This is a genomic window from Rhizobium sp. AC44/96 (genome assembly GCF_001692185.1).
Classification (GTDB): domain Bacteria; phylum Pseudomonadota; class Alphaproteobacteria; order Rhizobiales; family Rhizobiaceae; genus Rhizobium.
On record NZ_LXKO01000025.1, the window covers coordinates 313,231 to 330,835 of the forward strand.

Genomic DNA, 17,605 nt, shown 5'->3' on the forward strand with positions numbered 1-17,605 from the left:
ACAGAACGCGCACGCGTTTGTTTGGGTCAAGGCATGACGCCCGAGCGGCTCGCCGGGTTGTTCTTGGAATGCGCTCGCGGCTCGCGCCACATCGTAAACAGCCCGGCACCCACGACAATTGCGGCGCCCAACAGCATGTTCCAAGTGAGGGTTTCGTCAAAAACAAGCACGGCGATGACCGCACCCACCACGAGCTGGAGATAGGTCAACGGCTGCACGTCCGACGCTTGCAGCGAGTCATAAGCGCGGATCAGGCAATAGTGGCTAACCGCACCGCAGATCGCCAGCGCGGCGACGAACGGCCAATCCGACCGCGCGATGGGCATCCAGTAAAAGGGACCCAGCAACGAAATGGCAACCGCACCGCCGACAGCCGTGTAGAACAGGCTCGTGAATGCCGCGTCCTGGCGGCTGACCGCTCTCGTTGCCACGCTGTAAATGGCGAACATGAAAGCACAGCTCAACGGCAGCAGGAGATAGGCGTTAAACTCATGGCCCACGGGGTTGATGATCAGCAGCACTCCAAACAAGCCTGCCACGACGGCGAGCCACCGTCTCCAGCCGACATGCTCGCCGAGAAACGGGATCGACAGGACCGTGACGATCAGCGGTGAGGCCTGAAAGATCGCCTGGGTGACGGCAAGGCCCGTATGGGCCAGTCCGTAAACGAACACGGCAATCTCGGCGACCAGAAGGACGCCACGCAGGATCTGGAGCGCGGCATGTTTCGTAGCGGCAACCGCACGCAAGCCGCCCGGTCGTCTGGAAGACAGCAGGATAACGAACGCTGCAAAGACCCAGTAGCGGATCATCGTGATAAAGATGGGAGAATACCGCTCGCCAAGGTATTTGGAGAAGCTGTCCTGTATCGCGAAAATAACGACCGCAAGCAGGGTGAATGCGTATCCGCTTGCCACTTTGCTGTTCTTGAAGATCGACCTATCCTCCAGATCGCCATCGCGAGATCACGACGACCTGGGAGGACCTAGTTCAGCCGATTGACCCGCTCAAGCCCACAGAGCCGCGAAGCTGTACGCTTGGCGTGTTTTTTAGGGTGAATGCAGAGAACCAATTTGGACGCCGGGCGCAACAACCGTTCGCGACTGAATGGCACCGATATTCTCAATGTTTCGCATCGGATTGGTTAGGATTTTCGGGCACACAAGGCCTCCCGATATGCACTCCTGAAGGGAATTTTCTTCCGTCGAACAAATCTGCGGGCATCGAGCATACGTCTTTGGTTGGCGCTCAACGGTTGCGAGTTGTCGTGGTTGCGGCACGGTTTCGGGCGCAGGTGTCATGCATTTCATGGTCTTACCGAAGTCGGTGGTTTCTCCACGGCATATGCGACCCTAAGCACGCCCGAGAGGCATCCTTTTTGCCGACAGAGTGATCGGGATATGCTATGTTACGCTACTGGCGCTGGACTGGCATTGTGACGTTAACAATCATCGCCGGTCCAGCAGCAACCCGCCGCGATCGACCGTCACGGCGGGTTTTCATATTTGGTATCCTGGCCCGGATTCGGATTTTCTGAGCGCACGCCAAGTGACTGAAAGCGCTCGTCGCATCGCTGCCTTGCGCAAGAGGTGAATCAACCCAAAGTTGGCCTGAGTGGCCGTCGGAAATGAATGCTAGGAGGTGGCGCCGCATCTGTTGGTGGCAACCACCTCTAAGGCTCGCCCGTTGGCGAGCCTCTTTTGTTCGGGCCAAGCAATGGAATTGAGTAAGCGGCAAAGTTGCCGCTGCCTTTGCCTTTAACGGCCGCAGCTCGTTCTTTGCTAGACGCTACTTATTGCCCCTCAGATCGTTGGGAAGTGACAAGCCACCTTCCGGTCCCCGGCGTAGGAGGTCGGCTGCGGGCGCTCCGTGCGGCAGCGGTCCTGGGCGATTGGACAGCGGGGGTGGAAGCGACAGCCGGAGGGCGGGTTGAGTGGGCTTGGGACATCGCCGGTCAAAAGGATTCGCTTGCGCGTTCCGCCCGGTATCGTCTCGACCACGGGCACCGCGGAGATCAGCGCCTGGCTGTAGGGGTGGGCCGGTGCGGCAAACACCTCTTCCGCCGGCCCCTCCTCGACGACCGAACCGAGATACATGACGGCGATGCGGGTCGAGACCTGACGGACGACCGAAAGGTCATGGGCGATGAAGACATAGGTAAGATTGAGCTTTTCCTGGAGGTCGGCGAGCAGGTTGACGATCTGCGCCTGCACTGACACGTCGAGGGCGGAGACGGGCTCGTCGAGCACGACGAGGTCGGGGTTCAGCGCAATTGCGCGCGCGATGCCGACGCGCTGGCGCTGTCCGCCGGAGAATTCGTGAGGGTAGCGCCCGACATGATCCGGCAAGAGGCCAACGATTTCGAAGAGTTCGGCGACACGCCGGTTGATGTCGGCGGCGGAAAGCTTGGTGTGAATGCGCAGCGGTTCGGCGACCAGGTCGCCCACGCGCCGCCGCGGGTTAAGGGAGGCTGACGGATCCTGGAAGACCATCTGCAGACGGCGACGCAATGGCCGCAGCTGGTTCAGCGACTTGGCGGTGATATCCTCGCCTTCGAAAATCAGTTCGCCTTCGCTGACGTCGTAGAGCCGCACCAGACAGCGAGCGAGCGTGGATTTGCCGCAGCCGGATTCGCCGACCAACCCGAGCGTCTCTCCCCGTCTGACTGTGAGCGAGACGTTGTCAACCGCGTGGACCGTCCGCTTGCCTTCCGCCGAAAAGCGGGTGCCAATCGAGAAGCGTTTTCCGAGCGAGCGGGTTTCGAGAATAGGCTGATCTGTCTGTGTCATCGCTTCGCTCATGCTTGCACCTCTCGAAGACAGGCGGCTGCGTGTCCGCCGGTGCCGAGGGCTGGCTTCTGGCTGGTGCATGGTTCATAACGCACGGGACAGCGCGGCCCGAAGGCACAGCCTGGCGGCAGCCGCAGCAGTGATGGCGGCGACCCCGGGATGGCTGGCAGGCGCGCTGGGTTTGCGCCGGTCAGAGGCGGGATCGAGCCCAGCAGGGCGCGGGTATAAGGGTGACGCGGATCGGAGAAGAGCTCCGCTCGGCTGCCGCGCTCCACGACACCGCCCGCATACATCACCATCACCCGATCCGCGAGTTCGGAGACGACGCCCATGTCGTGGGTGATGAAGACGATCGCCGAGTTATGGGTGGCGCGCAGCTTGCGAACGAGATCGAGAATGCCGGCCTGGACTGTCACGTCGAGCGCCGTCGTCGGTTCGTCGGCAACAAGTAGAGCCGGATTGCAGGACAATGCCATGGCGATAACGGCACGCTGGCGCATGCCGCCCGAGAGCTGGTGCGGATAGCGTGACATTGCCTCGCGCGGATTGGGGAAGTTGACCTCGGCCAATAGCTCCTCGACCCGTTCAAGCGCCTTCTTCCTGCTGATCTTCTGGTGTGCGAGGATCTGTTCGGCGATCTGCCAGCCGATCGTATAGACGGGCGTCAGCGCGGTCATCGGATCCTGGAAGATCATGGCAATTTCGTTGCCGCGCAGGCGTCGCAGTTCGCGCGCCGGCAGGCCGAGGAGCTCGCGGCCCTTATAGCGGATAGAGCCTTCGATAATGGCGTTGGGATCGGTGATGAGGCCCATGACCGCGAGTAGTGAGACAGTCTTGCCGGAGCCGGATTCACCGACGACGCCGAGGATCTCGCCCTGGTCGAGATCGAAGGAGATGCCGTCGATGGCTCTGACCAGGCCATCTTCGGTGCGGAACGATACCCGCAGGTCGCGCACGGAGAGCATCATGAGGTCCTCACTCGCGGATCAAGAAGGATATAGACAAAATCGACCACCGCGTTGGCGATGACCACGAACATCGAGGCATACATGACCGTTGCCATGATCATCGGCAGATCGAGGTTCTGCATGGCGTCGTAGGTGAGCTTGCCAATGCCGTTCAGGCCGAAGACCACCTCGGTCAACAATGCGGAGCCACCAACCAGCGCACCGAAATCGAGGCCGAAGAGCGTCACGAAGGCGATGAGCGAGGTCCGCAGACCGTGGCGCAGCAGGATACGGGTTTCCGACAGGCCCTTGGCCCTCGCCGTGCGCACGAAATCTTCCTGCATCGACTCGATGATGGCGGCGCGCAGCACGCGCGCGTAGATGCCGATATAGAGGACGGCAAGCGTGATCCAGGGGATGACGAGTGTGAGGAACCATCCCTTGGGATCGCTCATCAGCGGCTTGTAGCCGAGCGGCGGCACCCAGGAGAACAGCCAGGTGTCGTGATAGCGGCTCTGGGTGAACAGATTCATGACCTCGCCGAGCCAATAGACCGGCATAGAGATGCCGAGCAGGCCAAGCGCCATCAGAAATTTATCCAGCCAGCTGTCGCGGGTCGCCGCTGCGACAACGCCGATGATCACGGACATCACAACCCACAGGACAGCCGCGCCGAAGACGAGCGACAGCGTAACGGGGATTGCGTCGAGGACGGCCGGAACCACCTTCCAGCCACGATTGACGAAGGAGGTGAGATCGCCGGTTATGAAGATCTTGTTGATCATCAGCGCGTATTGCACATAGAGCGGGCGGTCGAAGCCGAAGCTGTGACGGACCGCCTCAAGCACTTCGGGAGACGCATTGCGGCCTGCAATGCGGGCCGCTGGGTCTGAGCCCGGCGTGGCGAAGAAGATTAGGAAGACGATGACGGATATGCCGAACATCACGAACAGCATCTGACCGAAGCGGCGGAGGATGGCATAAATCATCAGCTTCGCCCCAGTTGAACCTTCGAACGCGGATCGAGCGCGTCGCGCAAACCATCGCCGAAAACGTTGAGCGCCATCACGGAGAGGGCAATGGCCAACCCCGGCGCGAGCGCGACGACCGGGCGCGTGTAGAGCAGCGCCTGCCCGTCCTGAATGATCGTGCCCCAGCTGGCCGCCGGTGGCTGTACGCCGATCGACAGGAAAGAAAGAGCCGATTCCGTCAGCATGTTCAGTGCCATCATCAGGGGCACGAAGACGATGAGCGTCGTGGTGATGTTCGGTTGGATATCGCGCAGGAGAATGCGCCAGCCCGGCACGCCGAGATTGATGGCGGCGAGCACGAATTCACTGTTGCGAAGCGACAGTACCTGACCACGGATCGGACGAGCCACGTACGGCACGTAGACGATGCCGATAATAATGACGGGCAGCCAGAGACTGCCGGATTCGATCTGGATCGGTCCGATCGCGATGCCCTTGGCGATCATCACGATGGAAAGCGAGATCGCCAGCAGATAGATCGGAAACGCCCACAGGACGTCGAGAAAACGAGAGAGCAGCGTATCGGTGACGCCGCCGAAATAGCCTGCTGTCAGCCCTGCCGCGGTGCCGAAGAACAGCGTGAAGATGGTGGCCGCGCCGGCGATCAGCAGCGAGTTGAGCCCGCCATAGAGCAGGCGTGCCATGACGTCCCTGCCTTGACTGTCTGCGCCGAGGAAATAGTTGCCGAGCTCCCAGGTCGGGCCGATCGGCGTATAGCCAAGTCCAAGTCCCTCCGTCGAGGGCTCCATGACCGGGACCTCAGTGCCCCCGACCTGAATGACGGCATCGAGGGTCGATGTGAAAGGATCGACGCCGGCCCAGCGCGCATAAAGCGGCGCGCTGAGACAGGCCAGTACGATGATGAGGAAGATCGACAGGGACGCCATGGCGGCCCTGTTTCGTTTCAGCCTCACAAATGCGAGGGCCCATGGCCCTCGCGCCGCGCGTTGCGTTGCAACGGCTTCAGTTGACACGCTCATGTCTCCGCCTGGATATCACTGTACCCACGCCTGGGTAATCATCCAGTTGAACTGGCGGTTGAACATGAAGTTGCCGAGGCGCTTGCTGGTGAAGTCCAGGCGCTTGGGCGTGAACAGGCCAACAGCCGGAGCCTGATCGGTGACCTCGCGGTCGATCTCGGCCCACAATGCGTCCGCTGCCTTCTGGTCGGTCACGCCGAGATCAAGCGCCTTCTGCATCTTGGCGTCGATGCCTGCGTCGCAGAAACCGGAGATGTTGATCGAGGCGTCCGAGCCTTCACGGAAGGATGCGCAGCCGAACAGGATATGCAGGAAGTCGGAAGCCGCCGGATAATCCTTGTACCACTGGCTGACGGACATCTGCACCTTGTTGTTGGTGTTCTGGATGTAGGTGAACTGGATGTTGGTCGAGATCGGCTTGACGTCGGCAACATAGCCGATGCTGGTAAGCACGCTCTGGAGGTAGACACCGATCGAACGCGACACAGCGGTGTCTTCGACGATGATCGTCACTTTCTGGCCCTTGGTTCCAGATTCCTCGACGAGCTGCTTGGCCTTGTCGAGATCAGGAGCCGACCACTTTGCACCCGGGTTCTTGGTATAGGGGCAATAATCTTCGTGGCCGGGGAAATCCGGCGGCAGGACCTGGCATACCGGCGAAGCCAGCACCTTGCCGCCAAACAGCTTGACCAGCGTGTTGCGATCGACGGCGAAGGCGACAGCCTGACGCGCCTTCACATTGTCGAACGGTGCAAGGCGCGTGTTGAGCGGCGCGTACCACCAGGCGGACAGCGGCGAGATGTGGAGCTGTTCCTTGAACTTGGTGCCGAGTTCGGCCAGGCGATCGCTCGGCAGCGCATCGAACATCCAGTCGGCTTCGCCGTTCTGGATCGCCGTGACGGCCGCCTCTTCGGAAAGACCGAAGTCGTATTGGACAACGTCGGGATAGCCGTCCGGCTGGGCTTCCTCGCTCCACTGCTTGAAGTGCGGATTACGGGAGACGGTCATGCCCTTGTTCGGGTCGAATGCCGAGATCATGTAGGGACCAGTGCTCGGGATCGGAACCGAGCCCATGTCTTCGGCCGCGGTATCGGCCGGCAGGACGACGGCGTGCGGCAAGGCGAGCTTGTAGAGGAACTCGGCATCCGGCTTGGCGAGATTGATGGTGATCGTGCCGGCTGCTTCGTCACCCACTACGCCGCCCTCAAGCGTGCAGCTCTTGGCATCGGCAAGGCATTTGTCGGCGCCGTTGATGCCGGCATAGAAGGTTCCCGATGTCGGGCCGGAAACCTTGAAGATCCGCTGGAACGAGGCGACCACGTCCTTGACGCCCACGTCTTGGCCGGTCGAGAACTTGATGCCCTTGCGAAGCTTGAAGGTGAAGGTCGTGCCATTGTTGCTGACTTCAGGCAGCGCCTCGGCCAGATCCGGTACGATGGTGAAACCATCGACGCCCTCTGCCTTGCGGAAGGCGACGAGGCCGTCGTAGATCGGCTGATACATCTGCCAGCCCTGATCGGTGTAGTTGATATGCGGATCGAGCGTTCCGGCCGCGGAGCGCGCCAGGAGGCGCATGGTGCCACCGCGATGTTCCGGATTATAACCGGCCTGCGCCGGAGCCAGCCATCCGCCGCTGAGGAGCGCTACGGCCGTTGCCGTCATAAGCAGTTTCTTCATTCTCGATCCCCTTTTTTCTATTGATCGTATTGATTGAGAAAAGTTCCCACAACCCGCATGCAGGCTTCCTGCTCTTCGACATGCGGCATGTGGCTCGAATGCTCGAAAATCTCCCAGCGCGCGCCCTTGATGCCGTCCATGAAGGGCTGCACGGTCGCCGGCGTGGCCTCGTCGTATCGTCCAGAAACGATCAGCGTCGGCACATTGATGGCCGGCAGGCGGTCGATGATGCTCCAGGTCTTCAGCGTTCCGATGACATGGAATTCGTTCGGCCCGTTCATCAGGGTATAGACCGTCGGGTTGCGTGCCGCCTGCTCGAAGCTTGCGGTTACCTCGGGCGGGAACGGCACGACGCGGCAGACATGGCGTTCGTAGAAGGCCATCGTCGCCTGTTGGTAATCTTCATGATCCGTCGTGCCTGCGTTCTCATGGCGCGTCAGCGTATCCTGGATGTCTTGCGGGAGATCGGCGCGCAGCCGGTTGGCCTCCTCGACCCACAACGTCATGGAGGCTGGTGAATTGGCGATGGTCAGCGACACAAGCCCTTTTGGGCGCTGCACCGCATATTCCGCGCCGAGCATCCCGCCCCAGCTCTGTCCCAGCACGTGGAATCCGTCGCGGATCCCGAGGTGGTCTACCAAGTTCTCCAGCTCGTCGATGAACAGCTGCGGCGTCCAGAAGTCCGCGCCTTTTTCCGGGAGCAGCGTGGAGTTGCCGCATCCCAGCTGATCGTAGTGAATGACGGTCCGACCGTCGTTGGCAAGCAGCTTGTAGGCATCGACGTAATTGTGCGCGACGCCCGGCCCGCCGTGCAGGATCACCAGCGGAAGCTTGTCGCCACCGAGTTCACCGCTGATGCGATACCAGGTTTCGTAGCCCCTGAACGGTGCCCGGCCTTCTGTGCTGCTGATGGAAACTGACATATCCGCTTCTCCCGCAATTGAAGGCGCCTAGGCGCCCTTCCGGTTCGTCTGCACCCATTCCTCCAGCATCTGCACGCCGAAAGCCGTGGCGCCTTCCCGGCCAAGCGGACGATCCTCGGGGGCCAGTTCCTTGCCGGCGATGTCGAGATGCACCCACGGGCGATCCTCGGTGAAGTGACGAAGGAAGGCCGCGGCATAAGGGGAATCGCCATCCTCCATGTCCTTCGCATGGTGGCGCAGGTCCGCGAGAGGCGATTTCAGCCCTTCGTCATAGGCCCGGTCGAGCGGCAGGCGCCAGAAGCGTTCGCCGACCTTTTCCCCGGCGGCGATCATTTCGGTTGCAATCGCGTCGTCCGTGCTGAACAGGCCCGCGAAGATCGATCCGAGGCCGCGCATCACCGAATAGGTCAGTGTTGCCAGGTCGACGATTACCGATGGTTCAAAGCGTGTCGCCGTATAGTGCAGGCAGTCGGCAAGGATCAGCCGGCCTTCCGCGTCGGTATCGAACACCTCGACCGTCTGGCCGGACGCGGTGGTGACGATGTCACGGGGCTTGAGGGAGGTGCCGGAAGGGAGGTTTTCGGCAATGCCAAGCACGCCGACGGCATGCACGGGGCTCTTTTGACGTGCCAGCGACAGGAGGAGACCGACAACTGCCGCCGCCCCGGCCATGTCCGCCTTCATGTCGAACATCTGCATGCCGCCCTTGATGCAAAGGCCGCCGGAATCGAAACAGACGCCCTTGCCGACGAAGGCAAGGGGCTGTTCGCCCGAACCTTCGCCGCGATAGCGCAGAACGGCCAGTCGCGGCGGACGTACAGATCCTGCGCCGACAGCCAACAGGGCATTCATGCCGAGGTCCTTGAGTTCGGCGGCCTCGAGCACTTGCACCTCGATGCCGGCTTCCCGCAGCGGCGCGAGATGGGCCGCGAAACTATCGGGATGGAGGTAGTTCGGCGGCAGGTTGACCAGCGTACGGGCGTACTCGACCCCCTCGGCAACGGCGTTGGTGCGAGTAAGCGCCACGTCGAGCGCATGCTTGTCAGCGCCAACCAGTTGCAGGTGCCAAGCTTTGTCGGCTTCAGCCACGGGGCGCTTGTTGCGCAGGTCAAAACGATAGCGACGCAGCCGGCTGCCGAGCGCCACGCGCGCCAGGATCTCAGCCTGCGAAAGGTTTGCTTCGGCAACGGAATCGAGAACGAGCGTGGCTTCTGTCTCGCCCAGATCCTCCAGGTGAGCTGCAAGGCTCCCGCCTGCTCGCGCAAGCGACAGCGCAGTTAACGCTTCCGGTTTCCCGAGGGACAGGATGATAACGCGGCGCGTCGATATCGCCTGCGGCGGCACGAGGTCGATGCAGGCGCCGCTTTCGGCGAGCTTTTCGGAGGAGCAGGCCCTGGTGATAATCCCGCTCATTGCGGCATCCAGTTCAGCGGCGCGAGGGCCAAGAGCCTGTCCGGCGAGCCGGAGGATCACGATGATCAACGCTTCGGCGGAGATTGCATCCACCGCTTGAAGGACCGGAACGGGCGATTGGGGCATGAAGGTATGCTTCCTGTTCAGCAACGCGGAGGTGGCTGCCGCAGGCATGGGGCATCGATCCGGAGAACGGCATTTGCCGCCCGTCGAAGCGATGCTTCGTGCCGGAAGCCATCACCGATGGATGGATGCGTGCCAGAGACCGAATAATCGTTTTCTCATGGCGACTTAGAGGCTCGTCACAAATCGGTAACGCCGAACGGGACAGGCGTTCAAGCGCCAATTTCGCTCATATCGATTGACAAAAACTCAAGTGATAATTCATGGTCTACGCATGGCTTTACCTTCACTCAACGGCATGCGCGCTTTCGAGGCGGCCGCACGCCTCGGCAGCATCAAAGACGCGGCAGAAGAGTTGCATCTGACGCCTTCTGCGGTCAGCAGGCACATCCGCACGCTCGAGAAAACCCTGGGCCAAGATCTGTTTGAACGCGGGTTCCGCCAGGTGACCCCGACGATGCGTGGATCCTACTATGCGCGCAGCCTTTCGGAGGCATTCGAGGCGCTCTGGCGCGCGACGGAAGATGTCAGCCTTTACGAGAAGCCGCGCGGCGACAAGGCGCAACGGGTCAAGCTCATGTGCGAGCCGACCTTCCTCAACCTCTGGCTGGCTGATCGGCTGCCGAGCTTCCGTCGCCAGCATCCAACCGTCGATCTCGAAATATCGACATCAGGCAAGCGGGCCAGCGTCGATCTGGCGATCGTCGACGAGTTCGCCTACAAGGCCGGTCCGGCGCTGACGATGATGGTTCCGCTTCTGCTCACGCCGGTTTGCGCCCCTTCCCTGCTGGAGGGCCCGATACCGCTCCGCTCACCCGCGGACCTCGTTCGGCATCACCTTATCCACGAATGCGAGACGACGCGTTGGAAGCAATGGTTGGAGCGTGAGTCCATTGCGTACGTGCCATCGCGCTCCAGCTCTATTCTTCATGACTGCACCCTCATCATGCGTGAGGCGATGAACGGCGCGGGGATCGCCCTTGCCGACACCATCATGGCACAGGATCTCCTGCGTCAGGGCAAGCTCGTCGCGCCGTTCGCCAATCGCCATGCCTATCCCGCCGGCTACTATCTGCAGCAGCGTCGCAGCATCGGCAACAAGCCCGGGGCCGGCCTGTTTCAGGACTGGCTGCTGGCCGAGGTCGAGGAACACAAGAGAGCGATGGACATCGCCTAGTGGCAGGTGCAGGCGGGGATGGAGTAAGGTGCACGCGACGCCGCGGAGTCACGCAAGTGAGTCGCGAAAATCGGTGCATTTTGATGATGCATGGAGCGTTCTTGGCGGCGCATTCGCCCTGTTCGTTGTCTTGAGAAATTTTTCTCTCATGGTGGCCGTGACGAGGCCGATCAGGCGAAATAGCCTGTTCTGCTTGAGGTACGGGCGCTCAGAGTTGATTTGCCTTTAAGAACCAATAGGTTTGTCAGGAATTCGTTAACCTTAAAACGCTTGCGCCCGCGATAGAATCGGTTCTTATTCGTCGCGTGCGGAGTTTTGGCCTTTACCGGGCGTCTTCCGCATATGAGAGCTAACAGGCGAGAAGATGACGAAAACCGCAAAGGTCGCAACTGACCGAACATCACCACTCCGATCCAAAATCGCGGGGCATTCGGCATCTCTTTCAGCCAAGCTGCAGGAGCATCAGACCAATATTTTCCAGCCGCATGCTCGCAAGGGGATCCGTTCGTTCTCGCCGTCTGAGGCGGCCAAGCTTCTCGGCGTTGCCGAAGGTTATCTGCGCACCAGCGCCGTCGAGTTGGAGCGAAAGGCCGCAGAAGGCTCGGAACGCGAATTCAGCCCGGCACTCGCGGGTGGCCGGCGCATGTATTCCGTCCAGGATATCGCGGCGATGCGCGCCTATCTGGACAAGCCGGCGCGATCCAACGGCCGCTACCTGCCGCACCGTCGCCAGGGTGAAGAACTTCAGGTCATCTCGGTCATGAACTTCAAGGGCGGGTCAGGCAAGACGACGACGTCCGCGCACCTCGCCCAGTATCTCGCCTTGCGTGGCTACCGCGTGCTGGCCATCGACCTTGACCCGCAGGCAAGCCTTTCGTCGCTGTTCGGCAACCAGCCGGAACTCGATGTCGGTGTCAATGAAACGATCTATGGCGCCATTCGCTACGACGAGGAGCGCCGTCCGGTACAGGAGATCATTCGAGGGACCTACATTCCCGACCTCCACCTCATCCCGGGCAATCTTGAACTCATGGAGTTCGAGCACGACACACCGAAAGCTCTGCTCCAGCGCAAGCCCGACGACATGCTATTCTTTGCGCGGCTTCAGGCCGTTATCAGCGATGTCGAGGACGCTTACGACGTCGTCGTCATCGATTGCCCGCCCCAGCTCGGTTTCCTCACGCTGTCTGCGCTGACCGCAGCTACGTCAGTGCTGATCACCATTCATCCGCAGATGCTGGATGTCATGTCGATGAACCAGTTCCTCGCCATGACGAGCGCGCTTCTCGAAGAAATCGCAGAAGCGGGCGCTGAAGACCGCAACAACTGGATGCGGTATCTCGTCACCCGTTTCGAGCCGACCGATGGTCCCCAGAACCAGATGGTCGCCTTCCTCCGCTCGATGTTCGGCGAGGATGTGCTTGTCAATCCAATGCTGAAGAGCACGGCCGTTTCCGACGCGGGGATAACAAATCAGACGCTCTTCGAGGTTGAACGCAGCCAGTTCACGCGTTCGACCTACGACCGGGCGCTCGAGTCGATGAACAACGTCAACGCCGAGATCGAGTCCTTGATCAAGGCGACATGGGGTAGATCATGAGCCGAAAGAACCTTCTCTCCTTGCTGCACAGTGAGGGAAAGCAGGATCAGCTTCCTGCGGCCCCGCCGCCACCCATCCGCCCGCTTATGGATGCGTCGAAATCAAAGCCGATGGCGGCTGTCAGCAAATCGCTCGGGGATCTGAACGATCGCAGCCGTCGTGCCAACGAGATCGAACGCAAGCTGGCTGAAGGCCAGGCGGTAATCGAGCTGGATACGGCGAGCATCGAACCATCCTTCGTGCAGGATCGCATGGAAGGCGATATCGACGGCCTTCTCGCTTCGATCCGTGAGCAGGGCCAGCAGGTTCCGATCCTCGTGCGTCCTCACCCTGAGCAGCCAGGTCAATACCAGGTTGCCTTCGGCCATCGTCGTCTTCGCGCCATCACGGAGCTGGGGCGTCAGGTCAAGGCGATCGTGCGTGACCTGACCGACGAGCAGCTGGTGATCGCCCAGGGTCAGGAAAACAACGAACGCGAGGACTTGAGCTTCATCGAGAAAGCCCGGTTCGCAGCTCGACTGAAAGAACGTTTTTCGCGCGACGTGATCACGGCGGCAATGTCGGTCGATAAGAGCGATCTAACGCGGATGTTTAATATCGTCGATGCGTTGCCTGTGGAACTGATCGACGCGATCGGGCCGGCCCCGGGTGTCGGACGGCGGAGCTGGATCGAGTTGGTCGAGCTTCTCGAGAAGGCGCCGGCGCCACAGGAAGCCACCCAGTTCGCGCTTGGTCTTCGTGCCCTTGCCTCGCAGGATCGCTTCAAGGAAGTCGTTACTCACCTGAAACCGCGGCGTATTGTTGCGCGCGGCGTGCCCGACGTTCTCGCAGCGCCTGACGGCTCGCGGCTGGCGCAGGTCAAGCAGAGCAAGGCCAAGGTTGAAATCATGATTGACAGGAAGGCAACGCCAGACTTCGCGGCCTTCGTTCTGGAACAAGTGCCGGCGCTCTATGCGGAGTACCGGGCCAAGCATCGACAAAAGAAGGAAGCGTAACCCGCAAAAGAAAAGAGCCCCCAAAACGTCGCCGTCTCGGAAGCCCCTATCTGTCTAAGCACCAGTAGAATCGCATTTCCGGGAATCATCGTCAAGAGTCTTTGGCATCGTTTTGATGAGCGGATTTCTTTTGCCTGCTGAAAGGTGAAAGACGATGCAAACGGGAAGTGTGACGACGCCTTTCGGGCGGCGGCCGATATCGCTTGCCCTCATGCGGCGACAACAGGCGACCGCGGAGATCAAGGCGGGCAAATCGGCGGACAAATGGAAAGTCATGCGGGACACTTCGGCGGCCATGGAACCGCTCGGGCTGCAGTCGAACAGCCTCGCGGTTCTCGACGCATTGTTGAGCTTCTATCCGGAAAACGAACTGCGCCAGGACGCGCAACTGATCGTCTTCCCATCGAACGTGCAGCTGTCGCTCAGAGCTCACAGCATGCCGGGATCCACGCTTCGGCGCCACCTGGCATCACTGGTCGAAGCGGGATTGATCGTGCGAAAGGACAGCGCCAACGGCAAGCGCTTCGCCCGCAAGGATGACGCCGGCGATGTCGAGAGCGCTTTCGGCTTTGATCTTTCTCCGCTGCTTGCCCGTGCGGAAGAGCTGGCGGCGCTGGCTCAGCAGGTCGTCGCGGCCCGTGCGGCCTTCAGGAAGGCCAAGGAGAACCTGACAATTTGCCGTCGCGACGTTCGCAAGCTGATAACCGCAGCGATGGAGGAGGGGGCCGACGGTGACTGGCAGGCTGTCGAAGCCATTTATATCGCGCTGATCGCCCGTCTCCCGCGCGCACCATCGATCGACGACGTGATGAGAATTCTCGATGAAATGGAAATGTTGAAGCAAGAGATCCTCAACAGGCTGGAAATTCAGGAAAAAACAGAAAATACCAGCACCAATGATGCTCATATCGAGCGGCACATACAGAATTCAAACACCAACTTCTTAAATGAAATTGAACCAAGCTCTGAAAAAGAGCTAGGGGCGAAATCGAGCCAAATGGTCCGGCCGACCAGTGAGCCGCTGAAGGCTTTCCCTCTTGGGGTCGTGCTGAAGGCCTGCCCTCAGGTGGCTGATTACGGACCGGGCGGCGCAATTGCGAGTTGGCGCGATCTGATGTCGGCGGCCGTGGTGGTCCGATCGATGCTTGGGATCAGCCCGTCGGCCTATCAGGATGCTTGTGAAATCATGGGGCCGGAGAATGCGGCGGCGACCGTGGCCTGCATTCTGGAGCGGGCGAACATGATCAACTCTCCGGGTGCCTACCTCCGCGATCTGACCCGTCGGACGGAACGTGGCGAATTTTCGCTCGGGCCGATGATCATGGCGCTACTCAAGGCGAACGGAGAAAGAGGCCTGAAGGCAGGATAGCCGTGGGCGGATTGCGCACCGGCGAGGTGCTGAACGATGCCCTTTTCACAACGACTGCTTGCTGGGAGCGCAGTTCGCGAACCGGTCCGGTCGACGTTGGAATGATAGAGGAGTGGCTGTGTTATTTACCGGAAATAGCCGCCTCCCCAGAATGGAGAGGCGGCTCCCCCGCCCTTTTTCGCCTAGCGGCAAACGGTGCGGTATTTCGTTATCCGGTGATGGTGGTTCCACACATGGTACGGCTGTTTCCAGCAATGGTCATATCGCACGTGATGTCGGTCGTGATGATAGCGGTCCTGGTAATATCTGTGGTCACTCCGACCCTGCTCGCCAATGCGGATGGTAACGCTGTCAGCGTAAGAAGGGGCTGCGGTTGCAGCAAGCGATGACATAGCAAGAACGGTCGCGACGATAAGTCTCTTCATTACATTCTCCATTGATTTCAGAGACATAAACGTTCGAGTTTCCTATTGGTTTCATCCAATTTCGGTCGAGACCAGAACACCAGGCCGAATAGTCGGCGTCGTCGCGCTCTGACGACAGAGCATCGAGGATGGCGCGCGGGTACGCATTTCTCGACGGGAAATGCCTGCTGCGTCGGAGTGATTAGGGTCGGGAGAAGGGGAAGATTTCTATGAAAAGAGGTGCGCGAACCAAATCTGTAGACAGTTGCTGGGCGCTGCATTTGTAGTCGTCTCGAAGCAGAAAACCTTGCCACTTCGAGACGAGATTGTGAGTGGAGATCAGGCCGCCTTCACGGGCAGAGCGGCCGCTGTTCTAAATGCGATCAGGTCTTCGATCGTGATCAGATGAAGGCCGTGGCGTTCTGCAAAGATCTCAAGGTCGGGAAGGCGTGCCATCGTGCCATCGTCCTTTGCGACTTCGCAGATGACGCCGGAAGGGGAAAGGCCGGCCAGCCGTGCAAGATCAACGGCAGCTTCGGTGTGACCCGGGCGAGACAGGACCCCATTCGGATGGGCGCGCAGGGGAAAGATGTGACCAGGCCGAGCGAATTCCTCGGGACGGGTTCCTTCCCGCACAAGCGCGCGGACGGTCGCTGCCCGGTCGGCGGCTGAAATGCCGGTGGTCGTTTCCGGGATGTAGTCGACGGAGACGGTGAATGCCGTCTTCAGAACTTCGGTGTTGCGAGGAACCATCAGCGGAATGTCGAGCTCATCGAGCCGCTCGCCTTCCATGGCGACGCAGATGAGACCACGAGCGTGGTTCATCATGAATGCGATCGCCTCAGGCGTGATCGCTTCCGAAGCAATTACCAGATCGCCTTCGTTTTCGCGGTCCCGGTCATCGACGACCACAACGATCTCGCCACGGCCAATCGCGGCAACCGCATCTTCAATCTTCGAAATAGTCATTCATCGTGCCTTTCAAGGGTTAGCCGTTTGACCGGCGTGCATGGCCTTTAACAGCCATCATTATCCCTTGGGCGAACAAGCACACGACACGCCGCACCCAAGGCGGCGTTCGCTGCGTTGCTCTCTTCCATCCGGACTTTAACCGTCGGCTCCGGCATCTCACCGGATCTGCTGACCCTTCGTTTTCACGAAGGCGCTCGCGGGCTCCGAGTCTCCTCGATACCGCCGGTGGGGAATTGCACCCCGCCCTGAGAACAAATGTAACATAGACAATCGATAGCCGGTTCCGCAAGGGGGCTCGGCGCGTTCAACCGATGAGAACGAGGTTCCATTGGTGAACACACTGTTTCCCGTCGCCGAATAACGGTTACGACATGATCAGGCCGCCATCGACGTTGATGGTCTGGCCGGTGATGTAGGCCGCGTCGTCACTGGCAAGGAAGGTAACAAGGCCGGCGACGTCTTCGCCCGATCCTGCGCGCTTCATCGGAATTCCCTCGACCCATTCCTTCATGAGTTCGCCGGGAGCGTAATTGCCTAGAAGCTTGCCCCACGCCTGATCGTTATAGGCCCACATGTCCGTTTCGATGATGCCGGGGCAGAACGCGTTGACGGTGATCTTTTCCGTCGCGACTTCCTTGGCAAGGCTTTGGGTAATGCCGACAACACCCATCTTCGAAGCCGCGTAGTGCGGTGTGAAGATGAAGCCGTCGCGTGCCTGGCCGGAGGCGGTATTGATGATGCGGCCACCACGTCCGTGCTTTCGCATCCGCAAGATTGCTTCCTGCGCACAGAGGAAGACGCCCTTGGTGTTGACGGCCAGAACCTTGTCCCATTCGTTCTCGGTCATGTCCTCGATGCGGGCGATCGTGATCACGCCGGCATTCTGGATCGAGACGTCGACTGCACCGAATGCTGTCTCGGCGGCGTCGTAGAGAGCCTTGACGCTTGCCTTGTCGGTCACGTCGCCGACGAAGGAAATTGCCTTTCCGCCATCCGACTTGATCTGCTCGGCCACGGCGTGGACCGAATCTTCGTTTGCGGAGACGACCAGATTGGCGCCTTCCCTGGCAAAACGCTTGGCGATCGCCGCTCCAATCCCGCGGCTGGCACCCGTGATCACCACGGTCTTGTTGTCGAAGCGGCTCATGTTGTCATCCTTTCATGGTGTCAGCTAAGTTCAGCTGGCGGCTTGCGGAAGCCGCCAG

The 17,605-nt window shown here is 60.4% G+C and carries 14 protein-coding genes and 1 riboswitch; of the genes, 4 read left to right on the forward strand and 10 right to left on the reverse strand.

Going from position 1 to position 17,605, the window contains the following annotated elements; all coding sequences use genetic code 11:
• Positions 1–26: 26 nt before the first annotated feature.
• The 8 genes from A6U87_RS19010 to A6U87_RS19045 all read right to left on the reverse strand — a co-directional run bounded on the left by A6U87_RS19010 (position 27) and on the right by A6U87_RS19045 (position 9,886).
• The gene (locus A6U87_RS19010) at positions 27–917 is read right to left on the reverse strand and encodes a DMT family transporter (protein WP_141683996.1); all 891 of its coding nucleotides are present in this window, start codon (positions 915–917) and stop codon (positions 27–29) included.
• An 885-nt stretch (positions 918–1,802) separates the two neighbouring features.
• Positions 1,803–2,789, reverse strand: a complete 987-nt coding sequence (locus A6U87_RS19015; protein ID WP_065692995.1) for an ABC transporter ATP-binding protein — start codon at positions 2,787–2,789, stop codon at positions 1,803–1,805.
• An 8-nt stretch (positions 2,790–2,797) separates the two neighbouring features.
• Positions 2,798–3,757, reverse strand: coding sequence for an ABC transporter ATP-binding protein (locus A6U87_RS19020; protein ID WP_065692843.1), 960 nt, complete (start codon positions 3,755–3,757; stop codon positions 2,798–2,800).
• Positions 3,754–4,725, reverse strand: coding sequence for an ABC transporter permease (locus A6U87_RS19025; protein WP_065692844.1), 972 nt, complete (start codon positions 4,723–4,725; stop codon positions 3,754–3,756). Before A6U87_RS19025 ends, A6U87_RS19020 begins: the two co-directional genes overlap by 4 nt.
• Positions 4,725–5,741 carry an ABC transporter permease gene (locus A6U87_RS19030; protein ID WP_083199581.1) on the reverse strand — a complete coding sequence of 339 codons (1,017 nt, stop codon included), beginning with the start codon at positions 5,739–5,741 and terminating at the stop codon, positions 4,725–4,727. Before A6U87_RS19030 ends, A6U87_RS19025 begins: the two co-directional genes overlap by 1 nt.
• A 21-nt stretch (positions 5,742–5,762) precedes the next feature.
• Complete coding sequence (locus A6U87_RS19035) at positions 5,763–7,424, reverse strand: ABC transporter substrate-binding protein (protein ID WP_065692846.1); 1,662 nt, start codon at positions 7,422–7,424, stop codon at positions 5,763–5,765.
• Positions 7,425–7,441: 17 nt separating this feature from the next.
• Complete coding sequence (locus A6U87_RS19040) at positions 7,442–8,347, reverse strand: proline iminopeptidase-family hydrolase (protein WP_065692847.1); 906 nt, start codon at positions 8,345–8,347, stop codon at positions 7,442–7,444.
• Positions 8,348–8,374: 27 nt separating this feature from the next.
• A complete protein-coding gene (locus A6U87_RS19045) occupies positions 8,375–9,886 on the reverse strand; it encodes a leucyl aminopeptidase (protein WP_065692996.1) in 1,512 nt (503 codons plus the stop codon).
• Between the two features lie 271 nt (positions 9,887–10,157).
• On the opposite strand from A6U87_RS19045, the gene A6U87_RS19050 reads away from it, so the two are divergent.
• The 4 genes from A6U87_RS19050 to repC all read left to right on the forward strand — a co-directional run bounded on the left by A6U87_RS19050 (position 10,158) and on the right by repC (position 15,024).
• Positions 10,158–11,060 carry a LysR family transcriptional regulator gene (locus tag A6U87_RS19050; protein WP_065692848.1) on the forward strand — a complete coding sequence of 301 codons (903 nt, stop codon included), beginning with the start codon at positions 10,158–10,160 and terminating at the stop codon, positions 11,058–11,060.
• A gap of 364 nt (positions 11,061–11,424) precedes the next feature.
• The gene (gene repA, locus A6U87_RS19055; RefSeq protein ID WP_065692849.1) at positions 11,425–12,660 is read left to right on the forward strand and encodes a plasmid partitioning protein RepA; all 1,236 of its coding nucleotides are present in this window, start codon (positions 11,425–11,427) and stop codon (positions 12,658–12,660) included.
• Complete coding sequence (gene repB, locus A6U87_RS19060; protein WP_083199556.1) at positions 12,657–13,655, forward strand: plasmid partitioning protein RepB; 999 nt, start codon at positions 12,657–12,659, stop codon at positions 13,653–13,655. The genes repA and repB overlap by 4 nt, the downstream gene beginning before the upstream one ends.
• Before the next feature lie 154 nt (positions 13,656–13,809).
• Positions 13,810–15,024 carry a plasmid replication protein RepC gene (gene repC / locus A6U87_RS19065; RefSeq protein WP_065692850.1) on the forward strand — a complete coding sequence of 405 codons (1,215 nt, stop codon included), beginning with the start codon at positions 13,810–13,812 and terminating at the stop codon, positions 15,022–15,024.
• Positions 15,025–15,767: 743 nt separating this feature from the next.
• Here the strand turns inward: repC and ribB are convergent.
• Together ribB and A6U87_RS19080 are read right to left on the reverse strand one after the other, a co-directional pair.
• On the reverse strand, positions 15,768–16,397 hold the full coding sequence (gene ribB / locus A6U87_RS19075) for a 3,4-dihydroxy-2-butanone-4-phosphate synthase (RefSeq protein WP_065692852.1): 630 nt from the start codon (positions 16,395–16,397) through the stop codon (positions 15,768–15,770).
• Positions 16,398–16,512: 115 nt separating this feature from the next.
• Positions 16,513–16,657: riboswitch (FMN riboswitch) on the reverse strand.
• A gap of 107 nt (positions 16,658–16,764) precedes the next feature.
• Positions 16,765–17,547 (reverse strand): glucose 1-dehydrogenase, encoded by a 783-nt coding sequence (locus A6U87_RS19080; RefSeq protein ID WP_065692853.1) that lies wholly within the window; start codon positions 17,545–17,547, stop codon positions 16,765–16,767.
• Positions 17,548–17,605 lie beyond the last annotated feature (58 nt).

Coding starts and splice junctions, on each gene's coding strand:
- A6U87_RS19025 (WP_065692844.1), bottom strand. CDS start 4,725: ATGATTTATGCCATCCTCCGCCGCTTCGGTCAGATGCTGTTCGTGATG.
- repC (WP_065692850.1), top strand. CDS start 13,810: ATGCAAACGGGAAGTGTGACGACGCCTTTCGGGCGGCGGCCGATATCG.
- A6U87_RS19035 (WP_065692846.1), bottom strand. CDS start 7,424: ATGAAGAAACTGCTTATGACGGCAACGGCCGTAGCGCTCCTCAGCGGC.
- repB (WP_083199556.1), top strand. CDS start 12,657: ATGAGCCGAAAGAACCTTCTCTCCTTGCTGCACAGTGAGGGAAAGCAG.
- A6U87_RS19020 (WP_065692843.1), bottom strand. CDS start 3,757: ATGATGCTCTCCGTGCGCGACCTGCGGGTATCGTTCCGCACCGAAGAT.
- A6U87_RS19015 (WP_065692995.1), bottom strand. CDS start 2,789: ATGACACAGACAGATCAGCCTATTCTCGAAACCCGCTCGCTCGGAAAA.
- A6U87_RS19050 (WP_065692848.1), top strand. CDS start 10,158: ATGGCTTTACCTTCACTCAACGGCATGCGCGCTTTCGAGGCGGCCGCA.
- repA (WP_065692849.1), top strand. CDS start 11,425: ATGACGAAAACCGCAAAGGTCGCAACTGACCGAACATCACCACTCCGA.
- A6U87_RS19040 (WP_065692847.1), bottom strand. CDS start 8,347: ATGTCAGTTTCCATCAGCAGCACAGAAGGCCGGGCACCGTTCAGGGGC.
- A6U87_RS19045 (WP_065692996.1), bottom strand. CDS start 9,886: ATGCCCCAATCGCCCGTTCCGGTCCTTCAAGCGGTGGATGCAATCTCC.
- A6U87_RS19080 (WP_065692853.1), bottom strand. CDS start 17,547: ATGAGCCGCTTCGACAACAAGACCGTGGTGATCACGGGTGCCAGCCGC.
- ribB (WP_065692852.1), bottom strand. CDS start 16,397: ATGACTATTTCGAAGATTGAAGATGCGGTTGCCGCGATTGGCCGTGGC.